The sequence below is a fragment of the Pseudovibrio sp. Alg231-02 genome (genome assembly GCF_900143565.1).
Lineage (GTDB): Bacteria > Pseudomonadota > Alphaproteobacteria > Rhizobiales > Stappiaceae > Pseudovibrio.
Genome location: NZ_FREX01000011.1, coordinates 131,470 through 148,120, shown reverse-complemented (window position 1 = coordinate 148,120; position 16,651 = coordinate 131,470). Strand labels below are relative to the sequence as shown.

Below are 16,651 nucleotides of genomic sequence, written 5' to 3'. Positions count from 1 at the left end.
TCAAAGTAACAGCCTTTTTCTGACTTCAGAATTCTGCACTGAACACAAATCAGCCCTACCGAAAAACTTATAGCGATTGCGGGCAACAACTCCGTACATCGCATCCTGCACAGATCGTGGTAAAATTCGCAATACAACCAAAATGTTCCATACTCCCCCCAAGCGTAACCCAACACGGATCAATGCATCCAGTGAGGTATATGCAACTCCATTTTCGAGATATAGCCAGCTCAATGGATTAGATGGATCGAGCCCATAATGGACTGCTAACGCTTCTCCCAATTCGGACTGCAGCGGTACGATCCTGAACTCTTCGTCCTGATCGTTCCTTGCTATCCATGCCGCTCCTTTTGCGCAAAGTCCGCAGTGGGCATCCATGACTGAAATAGGGCCATCATCTGGGAACCTTGGGATGCTGCTATCATCCCGATAGGAGAACTTGAGTTGCTTCGTTTCCATACGCAAGAGTTATCACTTTATGTTGGTCCCTGAAACGCAAAAGCCCCGGAGCTGGTGCCCCGGGGTCTTTTTTCGAGCCGCAATGTTTAGCTTGCAGGAATGGCGTTGGACTTAAGCTTTCGCTTTAGAGGCTTTTTTCGCTTTTTCCTGCGCAAGATCTACAACATCCTCCGCGCGGCCCTCTACGTAGACGCGACCGTAATAACCATCGAGAAGGAGCTGTTTGATCTCATCGATCAGTGGGTACCGTGGGTTTGCTCCGGTGCACTGGTCATCGAATGCTTCCACAGCGACTTCGTCGAGTTTCGCCATGAACTGCTCTTCAGTGATACCCAGGTCTTTGAAGCCTGCCGGGATCTCAAGAGCCTTCTTAACGCTTTCTACCCAAGCAACCAGTTTCTCAACCTTTGCTTCACGGCTGTCTCCAGTTGCTGTGAGGCCCAGATGGTCAGCAATATCACCGTACCGGCATTTTGCCTGAGGACGTGCATACTGAGAGAATGCAGTCTGCTTGGTTGGGTTGTCATTTGAGTTGTAGCGGATCACGTTAGAGATCAGCATGGCATTGGCCAAACCGTGCGGTACGTGGAACGCTGCACCTACTTTGTGTGCGATAGAGTGACAAACACCGAGGAAGGAGTTCGCAAATGCGATACCTGCGATGGTTGCACCGTTGTGCACTTTCTCACGTGCATTCGGGGATTCGGCACCCATTTCGTAGGATTCTACGAGGTTCTCTTTAAGCAGTTTGAGAGCCTGCAGAGCCTGACCATCAGAGTACTCGTTTGCCAGAACAGAGACGTAAGCTTCTGTTGCGTGAGTGATGGCATCAATGCCGCCAAACGCTGTCAGAGACTTCGGCATGTTCATGACAAGGTTCGCATCCACGATTGCCATGTTTGGTGTGAGTTCGTAATCCGCAATTGGGTACTTCATGCCGGTTTCGTCATCAGTCACCACCGCAAACGGGGTTACTTCAGAGCCGGTGCCAGAGGTGGTTGGGATCGCAACCATCTTGGCTTTTTCGCCCATTTTAGGGAACTTGTAGATACGTTTACGAATGTCCATGAAGCGCAATGCCAGATCAGCAAAGTCAACTTCCGGATGTTCGTACATAACCCACATGATCTTTGCTGCATCCATTGGGGAACCACCACCAATTGCAACAATCACATCTGGCTTGAATGCTTTACAAAGGTCAGCGCCTTTGCGCACGATGGACAGTGTTGGATCTGCCTCTACTTCGTAGAAGACATCTGTTTCCATGCCCAGGCCTTTGAGAACACGAACAGTCTCATCAGCGTAGCCGTTCTTGAACAAGAACCCATCGGTTACGATCAGTGCGCGCTTTTTGCCTTCCAGATCACCCAGAGCGATTGGCAGACAGCCGCGACGGAAGTAAATGGATTCAGGCAGTTTGTGCCACAGCATGTTTTCAGCTCGCTTCGCAACGGTCTTTTTGTTGATCAGGTGCTTTGGACCTACGTTCTCACTGATGGAGTTACCACCCCAAGAGCCGCAGCCCAGTGTGAGGCTTGGTGCGAGGGAGAAGTTGTAAAGGTCACCAATGCCGCCGTGGGATGCAGGAGAGTTGATGAGAATACGGGCAGTCTTCATCCGACGGCCAAATTCTTTCACACGATCTGCGCAGCGGTCCTGATCTGTATAGAACACTGAGGTGTGACCGATGCCGCCCATGGTGACGAGCTTTTCAGCGGTGTCACATGCGTCTTCAAAGCTTTTTGCTTTGTACATGGCAAGCGTTGGAGACAGCTTTTCGTGTGCGAATGCTTCGGCTTCACTGGCTTCGGTGACTTCACCGATCAGGATCTTGGTCCCTGCAGGAACCTTTACGCCGGCCATTTCAGCAATTTTTGGTGCTGGCTGACCTACGATCGCTGCGTTGAGGCCGCCGTTCTTCAGCAGTACGTCTTTAACAGCCTGAAGCTCTTTGCCTTTCAGCACGTAGCCCTGGTGGCTGGAGAAGCGCTCTTTAACCTGCTCGTAGATTTCCTCGACAACAATAACAGACTGCTCAGATGCGCAGATCACGCCGTTATCGAATGTTTTGGACATGAGGACAGAAGCAACAAGGCGTTTCACGTCTGCAAACTCATCAACCACAACCGGAGTGTTACCTGCGCCCACGCCGATGGCTGGTTTACCAGAAGAGTAAGCTGCCTTCACCATGCCCGGACCACCGGTTGCGAGGATCAGGTTGATCTCATCGTGTGTCATCAATGCGTTGGAGAGTTCCACTGTTGGAACGTCAATCCAGCCGATGATGTCTTTTGGCGCACCAGCTTTGATTGCTGCGTCCAGAACGATGCGAGCGGCTTCGTTGGTTGCCAGCTTTGCACGAGGGTGCGGGCTGAAGATGATACCGTTGCGGGTCTTCAAAGAAATCAGTGCTTTAAAGATCGCAGTAGAGGTCGGGTTTGTGGTTGGGACAATGCCGCAGATGATGCCTGTTGGTTCTGCAATGGTGATGGTACCAAAGGTGTCATCTTCATCGAGGATACCGCAGGTCTTTTCATCCTTGTATTTGTTGTAGATGTATTCGGAAGCAAACTGGTTTTTGATAACCTTGTCTTCCATTACGCCCATTCCAGTCTCTTCAACCGCCATGCGGGAGAGTGGGATGCGAGCATCCGCAGCAGCCAAAGCCGCTGCACGGAAAATCTTATCTACCTGCTCTTGTGTGTATGTAGCGTAAGTCCGTTGCGCTTTTTTAACCCGAGCAACCAGGGCGTCTAATTCTTCGCGATTAGTGACAGGCATTCTCTTCTCCGTAGGCAAAATCCGAAGCAGAAACGTGACAAACTATCCGTACATGTCACAAAACAGCTCTAGGGAGGAAACCGCTCTTCTGTTCGACACAGGTATTATTGGGTCACATTGTACTTTAGGCGCATGACTTAAGTCAAAAATCAGAGATATATGAATAGGATGTCATAAAACTGGCAATCTGAAGGCTACTCTGAGAGACCAGAATTGCCATAATAATCAAACTTGTCATTTATTGCATAGCATTGCATACAGTTTTCACCCGTAAAATCAGTGATATTACACTTTATATTCAATGAGTTAATGCGAGGTGAGATCGCGATTTTTACTGGGAGATAGCCAGCGATTTGCTTATAGGACAAGTGCGCTGTCTTATACTGTGTGAAAGTTCTTTTCCTGCAATAATTTGCTGGTAGTTTCACCTAGTGCTTGTGAATAGTGCGCTCTGGCTGCACAAAATACGATATTACCCGTATTTAATGTGACTCATTTTTACAAATTCAATGAGTCTGGCAGGTATTGGCGACTTACAGATCCCAAAACGGACAGGAAGCTGTAAAGGTATTGTATTCACCACCTATGGGATGACGCAGCTCAAGCGTTTGCGCGTGGAGGTGCAATCGCTCTGAGAACACCAGCGCCTCTCCGTCAGCGTAGAAGCGGTCTCCCACAATGACATGACCAAGCGCGAGCATATGTACGCGAAGTTGGTGAGAGCGGCCTGTGACTGGCATCAGCTTTACAAGGGTTGTCGCTTCCTCGCGGTGGACCACTTCCCAACGCGTGAGTGCTGAACGGCCCTGCTCATGGTCAACCATCTGTTTTGGGCGATTGGGCCAGTCACATCGTAGAGGAAGATCAACCTCTCCCTGATCCTCAGAGACATGACCCCATACGCGGGCAATGTAAGTTTTTCGCGTCATGCGCTTTTCGAATTGAAGCCCGACATGACGGTGCGCGTCTTTGTTCATGGCCATCACAAGCAGGCCAGAGGTATCCATATCCAATCGGTGGATGGTTGTTGCTGTTGGATAGACGGATTGTGCGCGGCTTTCCAAACAGTCCCTATGCTCTTCTGCGCGACCGGGGACACTCAACAAACCACTCGGCTTATTAAGGACCAGAAGCTGCTCATCCTGATGGACAACATCAAGGAAGGGCTCTATGGGCGGTGCGTAGATAAAGGATGGGCTCGGAGTGTTCATGGAGGGGCTTATAACGGCTTGTAAGCAAACGTCAACGGATGAGCCTGTCTGTGTTGTACGAGACTGCAACAGCCCCATATAACCGTCAGTATCCTGTTTTTATGAGGTTCCTATGATTGGCAATTTTAATTCTGAATTTGAAAAGATCACTGACTACTGGTCCCCTAGGATCGTCGCTCAAGTGAACGACCAGTATGTTAAGGTCGCCAAGGTCAAAGGAGATCTCGCCTGGCACAAGCATGATGAGGAAGATGAGCTCTTCTATGTTGTAAAAGGCAGTGTCATTATTGAGTACGAAGGGGAAGCTGTTACCCTAAATGAGGGTGACTTTCATGTTGTCCCCAAAGGTAAAATGCATAACCCGGTTGCTCAAGAGGAATGCTGGATCGTGCTCATTGAGCCGGTAGCAACAAAGCACACGGGCGATGTTGTGACTGAGAAGACGAAGTCTTTGGCAGATCAGTTGGCATAACGCCCAACTAAGGCAGCAGGGCTAATCCCGAATAAGCGGAATCTGGTGTCTTTACATTCAACGCATGCTGAATTACGCTTACGTTAACACGATGCCTGATGCGTAATACGTAGTGCGCTACTTAGAACACCTTAGGCATCTGCCCGGATTTTTCAAACACTGTAATTTAACAGATGGAGGGAACAAATATGAGCATGGACGCACTTTTGAATGACCTGAAAGGCCGCGTAGAATCCAGCGACTTTGACAGCTCAATCAAGTTTGACTGTGGTGACGAAGGTGTTCTGGTGATTGATGGCAATTCCATCTCCACCGACAACAAAGACGTTGATTGCACAATCGGCGTTACCTTTGAAGACCTGCAGTCTCTGATTGCTGGCGATCTGGATCCAACAGCGGCATTCATGCAGGGCAAGTTCACTATTGATGGTGACATGAGCGTTGCAATGAAACTTAGCCAGCTGATGTAATCTCGGCTGCTAAAAGATCGTGCATTCGGGCCACGTGCCCGGATGCCACATAGACTAAAGTCTACGCAGATTCCTGCATTCTATGCTCGATAAGTTGCTGCAAAAACATCGCCCAGTGCTCGATGTAGGCCTGCTTATCTTCTTCCTTCATAAACAAACCATCTGAGCTGATCAGGCCTGTCATCATCTGACGCGAGGCTGTGATGAGCGTACGTGCGATTGTCTGACTTATTTTATTGCTATCAAAAATTGCCAAAATTCGATCGTCAGTCACTTTCGCGAAATTGTCGAAGGTGGGTTTGATGCGGCGACGCAGCGAGTCTTCCGTTCGCGCTGCAACAAGAATTTCCACCATGGTGAGGTACTCAGGAGAGTTCGCCTGATTCGTCCACCATTTGATAGTCAGCTCAGAAATTCTGCTTTTATCCTCACCGATTTCGTTCAACCACTCCAAAGTCAACCTAACGGATTTCGCGAGCAACCTTTCCAGAACAAAGACCATCAGATCTTCTTTAGTCGGGAAATGATGCTGCAGCGCACCCTGCGAAAATCTGGTCTTTTCGGTAATTTTCTTAATAGATGCACGGTGATAGCCAAACTCGTGCAAACAGCTGATAGCCGCAAGGAGGATCTCCTTACGCATGCGGTCACTCTTCTCTGCCTGAGTAGATTTTCGCGTTTCGCCGGTATCTTGAAAATTATTTTTCATGGAGCCTCACATCAACGCTTGTAAAAAAACCATATGCATGTATTTTTTTCAAGAGATAAGACGAAACACGTAGTGCATAGTTTAGGGAGGAGAAATTATGTATCGGGAGCGTCAGTCCACTGTTGGAACCCTAAGGGAGAAGGTTTCCATGCACACTGTTATTATTGGTGATCCACATCCGGCATTTTCCAGAGCACTTGCGAGTATCTACTCCAATGAGTGTCATGGCGTGAATGTACTTGTGACAAAAAGCTTTTCCGAGTTGCAGACTTGGGTAGAACTTCACCCTTCCGCAGTGGTACTTGTGAACCCTCGTATGAAGGGGGCACCAGGACTCGGCACGGCATCCGCACTGCTGGAGACCTATGAGATTTCCAGCCTTGTCATGCTGCTTGAGCAAGACAATCCGGGCCTTGCAGATTACTTCATTGCCCGCGGTGCAAGTGCAGCTGTTCCAAAGACTGCTGATTTTTCTGTCTTCAAAGCGATTTTGACCGGCGGCACTGTTGAGGTGACCACTGAGTCCGAAGATGCACAGAACGCATTTGGTATCGACTTTTATGAAGGTCTGGCCAATCTGACACGCCGTCAGGCAACCATTTTGACTTACTTGAAAGAAGGTAAGTTGAACAAACAGATCGCTCATGAGCTCGGAATTTCCGAAGCGACCGTGAAGCATCATGTTTCTGCACTGCTGAGCACCCTGGGCTTCTATTCCCGCTCTCAGCTGGTCGCAATGATCAATGAGCTGGGCATCAACGTGGATTATCGTGGCGGCAACCGCAAAGCGGCACGTGCCAAGACCAATGCACGCCGCGGAGCCAATGGCTACAAAATCTCAGGCGCGGGTGCTGGTGTGACACCGTCCTCCACATTGCAGCCAACGTATGTTGCAGCTCCTTAAACGGAACTGACACACCTGTGGCGAGTTTACAGCTCCCTCGCCGCAGTTTATTCTCCTTCCTTTTACGGGTGTTACAGCAACGACCAGTCCAACAGGTGGCGTTGCTGTAGCGCTCTTGCCACAGCAAGCAATTTGTTTTTCCAGTTTGACTATTTGCGCCTTACAAGCACTTGCCGTATCGTCAACTTTTCCTCATTATTGATTTTGTAGGCTCCCAAGGCCCGGCTTCAATCTTTCAGAGGACTAGAAAACTGTGCAGCCAAGCGATTTTGCCAGTTTGAGCGACCTTGAGGTCATTTGGAGCGATCATGGCGGTATATGTCCGATCCCCACGCGCACCCTTGTTGCTTCTGATTTGCTCTTAAGCATCGGTCCCTCACCGGACAGAGAGTTTGACCAAACGTTTCAACGCATTTCTGGTGCGCTTGTGCTTGCCTATGGAGATCCGCTCTATAATGGTGGGCTCCGCATTATAGACGAAGCTGCCGCGCCTGAGCAGAACCAGTTGAACCTTGTGTTTTCGTCCAAACATCAAGGCCACTTCAACACAGTTAGCCATGAAGCCTTCTACAACAACGAAAATGCTCTGTATGTTCCGTTTCGCAATTGGAGCGAAGTGCATCCGGAGGACGACATTGAAAGTCTGTTTGGGGATTACTCACCCGGCATCTTTCTGAGGTATGTGGTGAGTGAACGTACACGCTCATTCCCGGATATCCTTGCAAGACTTGCAGAAAGAGCTACTGGGTTACAGGTATGTAGTAAGAACCGTTCCCTGCTGTTTTCCAGCCTCTCTGAACTTCGGCGAAAACTTCCAAGTGATCTTATTCTTGTCGATGGCAGCGGGTTTGGCGGCCAACCAACGTCGCGCCAACAGAAGAAGCCTTTGCTTTACACGACAAACTGGATTTCGCGAGAACTGATCGAACCTTCAGAACTGCACCACACAGAGAGTGATGTACCCAGCCTCTTTGATCTACGGCGCAGATTTTCACTCAGTTCCTGAAGAGTTTTCCAACTTTTCTTGGCAGGATGCACAGGTGCCTTTGATCTCAATAGAGGTTGATTTCGCATCAAAGCCATTCGCGCTTGCCCAACCGCTCAGAATTTCCGCGACATCATTGTCAGCAAATTCCAGCGCTTTGCCACAAGCTTCACAAATCGCAAAGCCAACCATCTCTACAGAATGACATGAGGGGTGTGCACACGCGACAAAAGCGTTCATGCTTTCGAGGCGATGGATCAGGCCCAGCCCGATGAGCTTGTCCAGAGCACGGTAGACCTGCAATGGTGCGCGAAGTCCCTCAGAGCGAAGTTGATCCAGAATGGAGTACGCGCTCATAGGTGCATCTGAAGCGCACAGCAAATCCAGAACCAGACGCTGATTTTTAGTGAGCTTCACTTCTGCAGTTGCCATTGCCACTTCTTTCACTCCAAAGCTTGTTGCATTCCTATGCATTCACGCATCAAGCCCGAACACTTTATTCTCAAGCGTCTTCTTATCCAAAAACCGGAACTACTTTTCGGGAATACGCTCTACTGCCCTCGCTCCTTTCCCAATACTCTGTTTATGAGCCGGGATGCAAACAATGAAAGCAAAAATAAGCACAGGCTGGCCACAACGATGGATGGACCGGACGCACTGTCAAACTGCAGTGAGCCTTCCAGACCGAGGATAACACTCGCCACACCGATGATAGATGAGGCAACGGCCATTTGCTCCGGTGTTCTGGCAAACCAGCGCGCTGTCGCTGCTGGGATAATCAGAAGCGCAGTGATCAGCAAAACGCCGACAATCTTCATGGCAATGGCGATGATTGCTGCCATCATGACCATGAAAACGAGCTGTGTCAGGTCTGGATTGAAACCTTCAGCTTCCGCCAGTTCCCGATTGACCGTGGACGCCAGCAATGGGCGCCAGAGAAAGTACATCAAACCGAGAATAACTGCGGCGCAGGCGTAAATTGCAATGACGTCCTCATTGCCAACAGCGAGGATATCCCCAAACAGCAAAGAGAGCAGATCAAAACGCACTGAGCTCATGAACGCAATCAGCACCATGCCGAGCGCAAGGGCCGAATGCGACAGTAACCCGAGCAAAGCATCCGTTGAGAGCGCCCCACGTTTTTGCAAGATGAGCAAACACAGGGAAACCGTCACTGTCACCCCCAGTACGCCTACCATGAGATTGATGTTCAACAGGAAGGCAAGCGCAACGCCAAGAAGCGCTGAGTGGGACATGGTATCGCCGAAATAAGCCATCCGACGCCAGACGACGAAGCAGCCGAGTGGTCCGCTGACAAGCGCAAGTCCAATCCCGGCCAACATGGCTCTTAGAATAAAATCATCCATGATCGCAGCAGTCTCCAGAATCCCCTTTGGATGGAACGATTGTTCCGTCGGCCTTGTGGCTGTGGTCGTGATGATGGTGGTAGATCGCCAGGGACTGTGAGGCAGCATCCCCGAAGAGCTGCTTGTAGGCATCAGAAGCTGCCACATGTTCTGGTGCACCGCTGCAGCACACATGACCGTTAAGGCAAACCACTGTATCTGTCTGCGCCATCACCACGTGCAAGTCGTGCGAAATGAGCAGGATACCGCAGTTCAGCTCCTCACGAATTTGGAGGATCAGATTGTAAAGAGCTATCTCACCGGAATAGTCGACACCCTGTACTGGCTCATCCAGAACGAGAAGGTCTGGCGTGCGCAGGATCGCTCTTGCCAACAGTGCTCTTTGATATTCACCACCCGAAAGCTGCTGCACATTGGCATTGATGAGATGCGAGATGCCCGTTTTCTCCAGCACCTTATCAATCTCATCCCTAGACGGTTTGGCGGTCAGGCTCATCAATCGGCCGACAGTCAAAGGCATTGTCCAGTCCACAGCGAGCTTTTGAGGGACATAGCCGACTTTGAGATTGGGCTTGCGCTTGATCTTTCCGGCATCTGCTTTCAACACGCCTAATGCGGTTTTCGCGGTCGTGCTTTTGCCAGCGCCATTCGGGCCGATGAGGGTTACAATCTCACCAGCTTTTACACTCAGAGTCACATTCTGGATCAACCAACGGCCTTGCCGCTTGATCCCAACTCCATCCATCTCAATCAATTGCACAATAGGCACCTCAACTCACCGTGGGCAGCTCCACGAAGGGGATGACTTTTATATGTTATGTAATAATATTACACAAATAAAATATTCGTTGATTTCACAGTGAGTACAAAAAAGCCGGAGCAATGCCCCGGCTTGTTGATGTTTGTTTTTCTGAATTTGGCTTATGCAGATTCGCGCATCGCTCGTATTGCTGTTTCAACACCTCGTAACTCTGCAAGGCCCCGCAAACGGCCCACTGCTGGATAACCCGGTGCAGATTTCATTTGCAGATCTGAGAGCATGGCATGACCGTGGTCTGGACGGAACGGGATCAGATCATCAGAGCCAGATGCTTTCCTACGCTCTTCTTCATCCACCAAGGCTGAGATCACACCAACCATATCAACGTCGCCGGTCAGATGATCCGCCTCGTGGAAGGACAGCGGATTGTCTTCGCGTTTGGTGGCCCGCAGGTGGACGAAATGGATGCGTTTGGCGTAGCGCTGCACAATGCCTACAAGATCATTATCAGCCCGAACACCCAGAGAGCCAGTGCAGAATGTAAAGCCGTTTTCAGGTACATCGACTGCCTTCGAAATATATTCATAATCGGATTCAGTTGAGCATACCCGCGGTAAGCCCAGCAGCGGGCGCGGAGGATCATCCGGATGGATTGCCATCACCGCTCCAGTTTCTGCACACACTGGAATGACCTCTTTGAGGAACAGCGCTAGATGCTCTCTTAGCTTATCCGCATCAATGCCGTTGTAACGCTCCAGGTGGGCGCGAATATCTGCAACCGTGTAGGATTCTTCCGAACCTGGAAGGCCGGCCAGGATCGTTCTAACCAATCCGTCTTTATCTTCCTGAGACATCGCCTCGAAGACTGCGGTTGCGCGCGCAACTTCTTCTGCAGAGTATTCTTCTTTAGCGTTCGGGCGCTCGAGAATGAAGATATCGAAGGCTGTGAAGACATCTGCATCAAAGCGAAGACAGGTCGCGCCTGTTTCCAGTTCGTAGGTCAAATCTGTACGTGTCCAGTCCAGTACAGGCATGAAGTTGTAGCAGATCTTGGTGATGCCGCAGGCCACCAGATTGCGGATAGATTGCTTATAGGTCTCGATATACTTTTCGAAATCCCCAGTGCGCGTTTTTACATGCTCATGGACCGGAACACTTTCGACAACAGACCAGACAAGACCGGCAGCTTCGATCTCGTCTTTGCGCTTTTGAATTTCTTCAACTGGCCACACCACGCCATTCGGGATGTGATGAAGAGCGGTGACAATGCCCGTTGCCCCTGCCTGCCGAACATCTTTGAGAGTGACCGGATCATGTGGGCCATACCAGCGCCAAGTCTGTTCCATGTTTAGCTCTTTGCTTTTCAAATTTTGGGGCCAAAGCCCGGTTTAACATTTCACTTCGGTTATTTTTTGAGATCGTTCACCGCTGCCAGCGGATCGGTATCAAAAAGATATGCATCAAATGCAGGATCATCGACATCAGAGAGCTCCAGCAGTGTCATGCGCACATTCTCCAGATGCTGCCACATGGCTTGTCGGGCCATTTGCGGATCCCGGCATTGCAGCGCCGACAGGATTGCCTGGTGATCATCCAGCCACTTAATCTGATAGCCTTGGTCAAAGATGCGCTGATGCAGCTGCTCCCACATGCGGGAACGTTTGCGCAGGGTCCAAAGATGCTCAACTGATTCAGTCAGGACAGAGTTCTGGCTTGCCTGAGCGACCAGACGGTGGAACTCCTCGTCAGCTTTGTGACTTCCGGAACCCGATTCAATTTCAACCCGTTCCTTTGCCAGCGTCTCGCGCATTTGCATCACATCAGCTTTGGTCGCCATTGTCGCGGCAAAAGCTGCAATATTGCTTTCCAGCAACTGACGTGCCTGCAGCAGCTCAAATGGGCCAATGTCCTGCTCTAAGGAACTGTCTGGTGTCACATCACCCGGAAGACGAAGAACATAAGTACCTGAACCTTTACGGACATCAACCAGCCCCTGCACTTCCAACATGATCATCGCGTCTCTGACCAGTGACCGACTGACGCCCAGATCCTCAGAAATCTTGCGCTCTGTAGGGAGCTTGTCACCAATGGCGAATGCACCGTTCGCCAAATCGCGAACCAGCTCTTCTGCTACATCCTGATAACGTCTTCTGTTCGAGTCTAATGTCATGGTGCAATCCAGATCAGTTTTTCGCTTTCAGCTCTGCATAAAAATCTGCAAGAAGTTTGAAGGCTGTTTTCTTTGTTTTCTTGTCTGAGGCGATCAAGCCTTTGCGGTTCCAGCCTTGCTGGAACATATTCTGTCGACGTTCGACACGGAAATCATAGAGGATCCATGGTGAGATGCCCTTTACGAATTCTCGCTGGCGTAAGGTGGCAATCTGCTTGCGGTAAACCTCAGCCATGTAACTCTCACTGAAGAAGCCCTTCTCCAACTTGCCCTCACCGATGTAACCATCCGCACCAGTTTCGGAGATGACGACAGGTTTGCCCGGCTCTGAGTTGTCCAGGAAGTCGATCAGGTCGTCGAAATTCTCCTCATACCAACCATAGTACTCGTTGATGCCGATCACATTGATATGCTGGATCAGGCGATCCTCGATACGGTTCTTGGTGTGGTTCACAAGGCAAGCAGCAGAGGTCAGGCGTGTTGGGTCCATCTCTTTTGCGGTATCGACCAGGTGCTTCATGAACGAAAGGCGCTCGTCAGTGTCGGGGTTCTCGTTTCCAACAGACCAGATGACGACAGATGCTCTGTTGCGATCACGCTTGATCAGCTCCTGAAGCTGGTTGCGGGCATCATTGAGAGTATCCGTGTTCTTGAAGTCGATTGCCCAGTAAACGGGTATCTCTTCCCAAAGAAGAATTCCTTCACGATCTGCCATTTTTGCGGCGCGTTCATCGTGCGGATAATGGGCGAACCGCATGAAATTGCAGTTCAGCTCCTTGGCATGTCGGAACCGTTGCTCCAGATCCTCATCACGCAAGACTTTGCCGGTAAACTCGTCATCCTCGTGCACGGAGATGCCACGGAAAAAGATTGGCTTGCCATTGAGCAGAACGTCCGTTCCGACTTGATCTATCTGACGGAACCCGATCATGTCTTCGACACGATCTTCACCAACAGAGGCTGTTGCCTGATAGAGGCGCGGGTGTTCTGGTGACCACAGCTCTGGTTTTGATGGGATAACCAGTTTTCCGAAGCCGTCTTCGTCAATGGGAACCTCAGACTTGATGCCCAACTCTTTGAACTCGACTGTAACGGGCGCTCTGTCTGGACCGTTGACCTGCAGCTCAACCGCGATTTTATCGTAGGAGCTGTCAGGGACCAGGTAGGCGAAGAAATCTGAGATGAATGTTTTCGGGGTTCTATAGAGCTCTACATCCCGATAGATGCCACCGTAGTTGAACCAATCGGTATTTCGCATCGGGACACGGTCGAGGGTGCGGGTGTTGTTCACGCACAGCATCAACCAATTACGGCCCGGTTTTGCGTGATCGGTTAGCTCTACATTGAATGGCGTGGACCCGCCGTAGTGGTTGCCGAGAAACTCCCCATTCAGGAACACCTTACAGTCGTATTGAGCCGCCCCTACTCTGAGGAAAAGGCGTTCGTCTTTCCGCACCTCTTCCAGATCCAGTGAGCGGGTGTACCACGCACTGCCTTCAAAAAAATACCATTTGTCCTTGAGCATAGACCAGCACGAAGGAACTGGAACGGTTTCGCCTGCATAAGGGTCGTAATCGTAAGGCTCAGTCTTATCTTCTGGTGCTTCTGGCGTGAAAGAGAACCATTTTTGGCGCAGCCCGGTGTCCAGCAGGTCGACGCAGAAGTTCCACTCTCCGTTTAGCGACTCAGCTTTACGGCCGCCCGTGAAAATCAGCATGCTGCTGTTCAGATTCTGCTTATTGAAAGGAACGTCATAGTCCTCATCATGCAAGCAAGCCAGGCCGTTATCGGCACCTTCCATCCGCTCAAGCATCACTGATCCTCGTTGACCAATATTGGTTTCGTCGTTGTTGGGACATCCGTCCAAGTTGGTCGACCTATTTGTGCGTATTTGAGAAAATCAGGCGAATGTGCCATTGATCTGAAAATCATCACACCGGAACCTCTATACACTCGAAGAGCGTCATCATTCCGAAATGTATGTATCAAACCAACAATCCAAACTCTCAAGCTGCTGTTATAAATAGTTTAAATAGCTGATTGAGAGTTTCTTCCCCTTCCCTTTGCCTCAGAATACATCTTTCAGCACGCTACCATTGGTTGGCGTTGCTCCCGTCTCTACATCTTCCTTTAAAAACAAGAGCTCAGAGCAATTCCGCTGATACCGTTGAATTGTGGAGAAAGGAGATCAACCAAACCTCTCTCCACACATGTCACATTTGTACAAAACTGCGACATTGTCAAACCATTTTATCATATTGGTTGACCAATAATCAAAAATCAGCAATTAATTGGAGGAGAGGTAATTTAATTGGATTCATTGGATATCCGTAGATTTGCAGATCTCCAACTGAAACCCTCTCACGAATTCAAGATCTCCTGAACAACCCCTCAGGAGAAATTGGTCGCCCACTGTAGATTCTTTCTGCATACTGAGCCCGCGCCTTCACCTGGATTAGGGAAATAAAATGCAAGCGCTGACCAAAATAGTTAACACGATCCTCAAGGCCGTCACGGTGTCGGTTTTTGTCGTGCTCGTGGTGTGTGTGGTTTGGCAGGTTTTTTCGAGATACGTTCTTGGCACGCCAAGCACCGTGACCGATGAACTTGCTCGTTTCATGTTTATGTGGATCGGCCTGATTGGTGCGGCCTATACGCTTGGAATGCGAAGACACCTGGCAATTGATCTTTTAACCGGCTCACTGGTCGGCAATCGAAAATTGTTTTCAGATTACTTCATCATTCTGGCGATCGCGTTCTTCTCAGGTGTTGTCATGCTTTACGGCGGCGGACAACTGGTCCTGAAGACACTCGCCAACGGGCAGGTCTCGCCCGCTCTTCGCGTTCCAATGGGCTACATCTACGCAGCTATTCCGTTCTCTGGCGGCATCATGCTGTTCTACTGCATTGAGTTCTTCATTGGTCTCGTCAATGGCACGGGTACAGGTCCAAACGACCAGATGCCTGACGCCGCTGATCCTGCTGCAAAATAAGAGTAAGTCTGATGGAATTTTTAAGTAGTGAGCTTCAAAGCGGTCTTATTCTGTTTGGTGTGTTTGGCATTCTCGTTACACTCGGCGTGCCGATCTCCTTTGCAATCGGGTTGGCGGCAACAGCAACAATCACCTTTCTGATCTCTTTTGATCAGGCCCTTTTTGTTGTTTCACAGAAGATGGCGAGTGGTCTGGACAGCTTTACGCTGTTGGCGATCCCCTTCTTCATTCTCGCTGGCAACATCATGAACTCTGGTGGTATCGCACGTCGCTTGATTGAGCTGGCCAAGATTGTTGGCGGACGTTTGCCGGGGGCTTTGGCACACGTCAACGTGCTGGCAAATATGCTGTTTGGCTCCATTTCGGGCTCTGCTGTAGCCTCTGCTGCTGCAATCGGTGGCATCATGTCTCCGCTACAGCGCAAAGAAGGCTATGACCCTGCCTTTTCTGCTGCGGTGAATGCAGCCTCCTGCCCAACTGGCATGCTGATCCCACCTTCCTCAACGCTGATCGTTTACTCTCTAATTTCTGGTGGTACATCCGTGGCAACGTTGTTCGTTGCCGGATACTTGCCGGGTATCCTGATGGGTCTTGGTGTGATGGTTGTGGCTGGTATCGTTGCTGCGAAACGTGGCTATCCGCTGATCCCGCTGCCAAGTTTCAAAGAGATCCTCTTCAAGATCGCTGATGCTTTCCTGCCGTTGTTGCTCATCTTCATCATCATGGGCGGTATCATTGGTGGCGTCTTCACAGCAACTGAAGCTTCTGCGGTGGCGGTTGTTTACACCTTGCTGCTGGCGGTTGGCATTTACCGCGAAGTGAAGGTCACTGATCTACCCACCATCATTCTTGAGAGTGCGATCACCAGTTCCATCGTGCTGCTGCTGATTGGTTGCTCTATCGGCATGTCCTGGGCCATGACATTCTCTGACATTCCATACGCAATTGGTGAAGCACTGGCGAATGTTTCCGAGAACCCGTTCATCATCATGCTAGTGATCAACATCTGCTTGCTGGTGATTGGTACTTTTATGGACATGACCCCTGCGCTGCTGATCTTCACACCGATATTCCTGCCAGTCGCGACTGAGCTTGGCATGGATCCTGTGCACTTCGGTATCATGATGACCTACAACCTGTGCATCGGCATCATTACGCCGCCAGTGGGCAGTGCGCTGTTCATCAGCTGCTCTGTGGGCAAGGTTGCTATTCAGGATCTGATCAAACCAATGCTGCCATTCTATGCCGCGGTGATTTTCATCCTGATGCTGGTGACTTTCATTCCAGAAATCAGCCTGTTCCTGCCGCGCGTCATTCTTGGTTACGGCGGATAACAGACAGACACTTTGCAACCATAACAACACCCAACA

16 protein-coding genes are annotated in these 16,651 nt (G+C 50.1%); 6 read left to right on the top strand and 10 right to left on the bottom strand.

The window, feature by feature from the left end; all coding sequences use genetic code 11:
- The 3 genes from DHN43_RS23365 to DHN43_RS23355 form a co-directional block, all read right to left on the bottom strand.
- Window positions 1–459 carry a thiol-disulfide oxidoreductase DCC family protein gene (locus tag DHN43_RS23365; protein WP_108820238.1) on the bottom strand — a complete coding sequence of 153 codons (459 nt, stop codon included), beginning with the start codon at window positions 457–459 and terminating at the stop codon, window positions 1–3.
- 111 nt (window positions 460–570) lie between these two features.
- Entirely contained in the window at window positions 571–3,240 is a 2,670-nt protein-coding gene (gene adhE / locus DHN43_RS23360) for a bifunctional acetaldehyde-CoA/alcohol dehydrogenase (protein ID WP_108820237.1), read from the bottom strand.
- 533 nt (window positions 3,241–3,773) lie between these two features.
- The gene (locus tag DHN43_RS23355; protein ID WP_208995591.1) at window positions 3,774–4,451 is read right to left on the bottom strand and encodes a pseudouridine synthase; all 678 of its coding nucleotides are present in this window, start codon (window positions 4,449–4,451) and stop codon (window positions 3,774–3,776) included.
- Window positions 4,452–4,563: 112 nt separating this feature from the next.
- Here DHN43_RS23355 and DHN43_RS23350 point away from each other — a divergent pair, with 112 nt between their 5' ends.
- Window positions 4,564–4,923, top strand: a complete 360-nt coding sequence (locus DHN43_RS23350; RefSeq protein ID WP_108820236.1) for a cupin domain-containing protein — start codon at window positions 4,564–4,566, stop codon at window positions 4,921–4,923.
- A 188-nt stretch (window positions 4,924–5,111) separates the two neighbouring features.
- Complete coding sequence (locus DHN43_RS23345; protein WP_057464754.1) at window positions 5,112–5,393, top strand: SCP2 sterol-binding domain-containing protein; 282 nt, start codon at window positions 5,112–5,114, stop codon at window positions 5,391–5,393.
- 61 nt (window positions 5,394–5,454) lie between these two features.
- Here the strand turns inward: DHN43_RS23345 and DHN43_RS23340 are convergent, their stop codons facing one another.
- Window positions 5,455–6,102 (bottom strand): TetR/AcrR family transcriptional regulator, encoded by a 648-nt coding sequence (locus DHN43_RS23340; RefSeq protein ID WP_057464755.1) that lies wholly within the window; start codon window positions 6,100–6,102, stop codon window positions 5,455–5,457.
- Between the two features lie 148 nt (window positions 6,103–6,250).
- On the opposite strand from DHN43_RS23340, the gene DHN43_RS23335 reads away from it, so the two are divergent.
- Window positions 6,251–7,006 carry a response regulator transcription factor gene (locus tag DHN43_RS23335; RefSeq protein WP_208860220.1) on the top strand — a complete coding sequence of 252 codons (756 nt, stop codon included), beginning with the start codon at window positions 6,251–6,253 and terminating at the stop codon, window positions 7,004–7,006.
- 253 nt (window positions 7,007–7,259) lie between these two features.
- A complete protein-coding gene (locus DHN43_RS23330; protein ID WP_063309748.1) occupies window positions 7,260–8,012 on the top strand; it encodes a hypothetical protein in 753 nt (250 codons plus the stop codon).
- On the opposite strand, the gene DHN43_RS23325 is transcribed toward DHN43_RS23330, so the two are convergent.
- The 6 genes from DHN43_RS23325 to DHN43_RS23300 all read right to left on the bottom strand — a co-directional run bounded on the left by DHN43_RS23325 (window position 7,998) and on the right by DHN43_RS23300 (window position 14,101).
- On the bottom strand, window positions 7,998–8,423 hold the full coding sequence (locus DHN43_RS23325; RefSeq protein WP_063295352.1) for a Fur family transcriptional regulator: 426 nt from the start codon (window positions 8,421–8,423) through the stop codon (window positions 7,998–8,000). The genes DHN43_RS23330 and DHN43_RS23325 overlap by 15 nt on opposite strands.
- A gap of 119 nt (window positions 8,424–8,542) precedes the next feature.
- Complete coding sequence (locus DHN43_RS23320; RefSeq protein ID WP_063286938.1) at window positions 8,543–9,358, bottom strand: metal ABC transporter permease; 816 nt, start codon at window positions 9,356–9,358, stop codon at window positions 8,543–8,545.
- Window positions 9,351–10,103, bottom strand: a complete 753-nt coding sequence (locus tag DHN43_RS23315; protein ID WP_208995598.1) for an ATP-binding cassette domain-containing protein — start codon at window positions 10,101–10,103, stop codon at window positions 9,351–9,353. The genes DHN43_RS23320 and DHN43_RS23315 overlap by 8 nt, the downstream gene beginning before the upstream one ends.
- A gap of 176 nt (window positions 10,104–10,279) precedes the next feature.
- Complete coding sequence (uxuA, locus tag DHN43_RS23310) at window positions 10,280–11,464, bottom strand: mannonate dehydratase (RefSeq protein ID WP_108820234.1); 1,185 nt, start codon at window positions 11,462–11,464, stop codon at window positions 10,280–10,282.
- A 59-nt stretch (window positions 11,465–11,523) separates the two neighbouring features.
- A complete protein-coding gene (locus DHN43_RS23305; RefSeq protein WP_057464761.1) occupies window positions 11,524–12,288 on the bottom strand; it encodes an FCD domain-containing protein in 765 nt (254 codons plus the stop codon).
- A gap of 13 nt (window positions 12,289–12,301) precedes the next feature.
- On the bottom strand, window positions 12,302–14,101 hold the full coding sequence (locus DHN43_RS23300; protein WP_108820233.1) for a glycoside hydrolase family 2 protein: 1,800 nt from the start codon (window positions 14,099–14,101) through the stop codon (window positions 12,302–12,304).
- 655 nt (window positions 14,102–14,756) lie between these two features.
- Here DHN43_RS23300 and DHN43_RS23295 point away from each other — a divergent pair.
- Window positions 14,757–15,281, top strand: a complete 525-nt coding sequence (locus DHN43_RS23295) for a TRAP transporter small permease (protein WP_063304239.1) — start codon at window positions 14,757–14,759, stop codon at window positions 15,279–15,281.
- A gap of 11 nt (window positions 15,282–15,292) precedes the next feature.
- Window positions 15,293–16,615, top strand: a complete 1,323-nt coding sequence (locus DHN43_RS23290) for a TRAP transporter large permease (RefSeq protein ID WP_108820232.1) — start codon at window positions 15,293–15,295, stop codon at window positions 16,613–16,615.
- The last annotated feature ends 36 nt before the right edge of the window (window positions 16,616–16,651 follow it).

Bases quoted from the DNA above. Each gene is read 5' to 3' on its own strand.
- DHN43_RS23365 (WP_108820238.1), bottom strand. From the start codon at position 459: ATGGAAACGAAGCAACTCAAGTTCTCCTATCGGGATGATAGCAGCATC.
- adhE (WP_108820237.1), bottom strand. From the start codon at position 3,240: ATGCCTGTCACTAATCGCGAAGAATTAGACGCCCTGGTTGCTCGGGTT.
- DHN43_RS23355 (WP_208995591.1), bottom strand. From the start codon at position 4,451: ATGAACACTCCGAGCCCATCCTTTATCTACGCACCGCCCATAGAGCCC.
- DHN43_RS23350 (WP_108820236.1), top strand. From the start codon at position 4,564: ATGATTGGCAATTTTAATTCTGAATTTGAAAAGATCACTGACTACTGG.
- DHN43_RS23345 (WP_057464754.1), top strand. From the start codon at position 5,112: ATGAGCATGGACGCACTTTTGAATGACCTGAAAGGCCGCGTAGAATCC.
- DHN43_RS23340 (WP_057464755.1), bottom strand. From the start codon at position 6,102: ATGAAAAATAATTTTCAAGATACCGGCGAAACGCGAAAATCTACTCAG.
- DHN43_RS23335 (WP_208860220.1), top strand. From the start codon at position 6,251: ATGCACACTGTTATTATTGGTGATCCACATCCGGCATTTTCCAGAGCA.
- DHN43_RS23325 (WP_063295352.1), bottom strand. From the start codon at position 8,423: ATGGCAACTGCAGAAGTGAAGCTCACTAAAAATCAGCGTCTGGTTCTG.
- DHN43_RS23320 (WP_063286938.1), bottom strand. From the start codon at position 9,358: ATGGATGATTTTATTCTAAGAGCCATGTTGGCCGGGATTGGACTTGCG.
- DHN43_RS23315 (WP_208995598.1), bottom strand. From the start codon at position 10,103: ATGGATGGAGTTGGGATCAAGCGGCAAGGCCGTTGGTTGATCCAGAAT.
- uxuA (WP_108820234.1), bottom strand. From the start codon at position 11,464: ATGGAACAGACTTGGCGCTGGTATGGCCCACATGATCCGGTCACTCTC.
- DHN43_RS23305 (WP_057464761.1), bottom strand. From the start codon at position 12,288: ATGACATTAGACTCGAACAGAAGACGTTATCAGGATGTAGCAGAAGAG.
- DHN43_RS23300 (WP_108820233.1), bottom strand. From the start codon at position 14,101: ATGCTTGAGCGGATGGAAGGTGCCGATAACGGCCTGGCTTGCTTGCAT.
- DHN43_RS23295 (WP_063304239.1), top strand. From the start codon at position 14,757: ATGCAAGCGCTGACCAAAATAGTTAACACGATCCTCAAGGCCGTCACG.
- DHN43_RS23290 (WP_108820232.1), top strand. From the start codon at position 15,293: ATGGAATTTTTAAGTAGTGAGCTTCAAAGCGGTCTTATTCTGTTTGGT.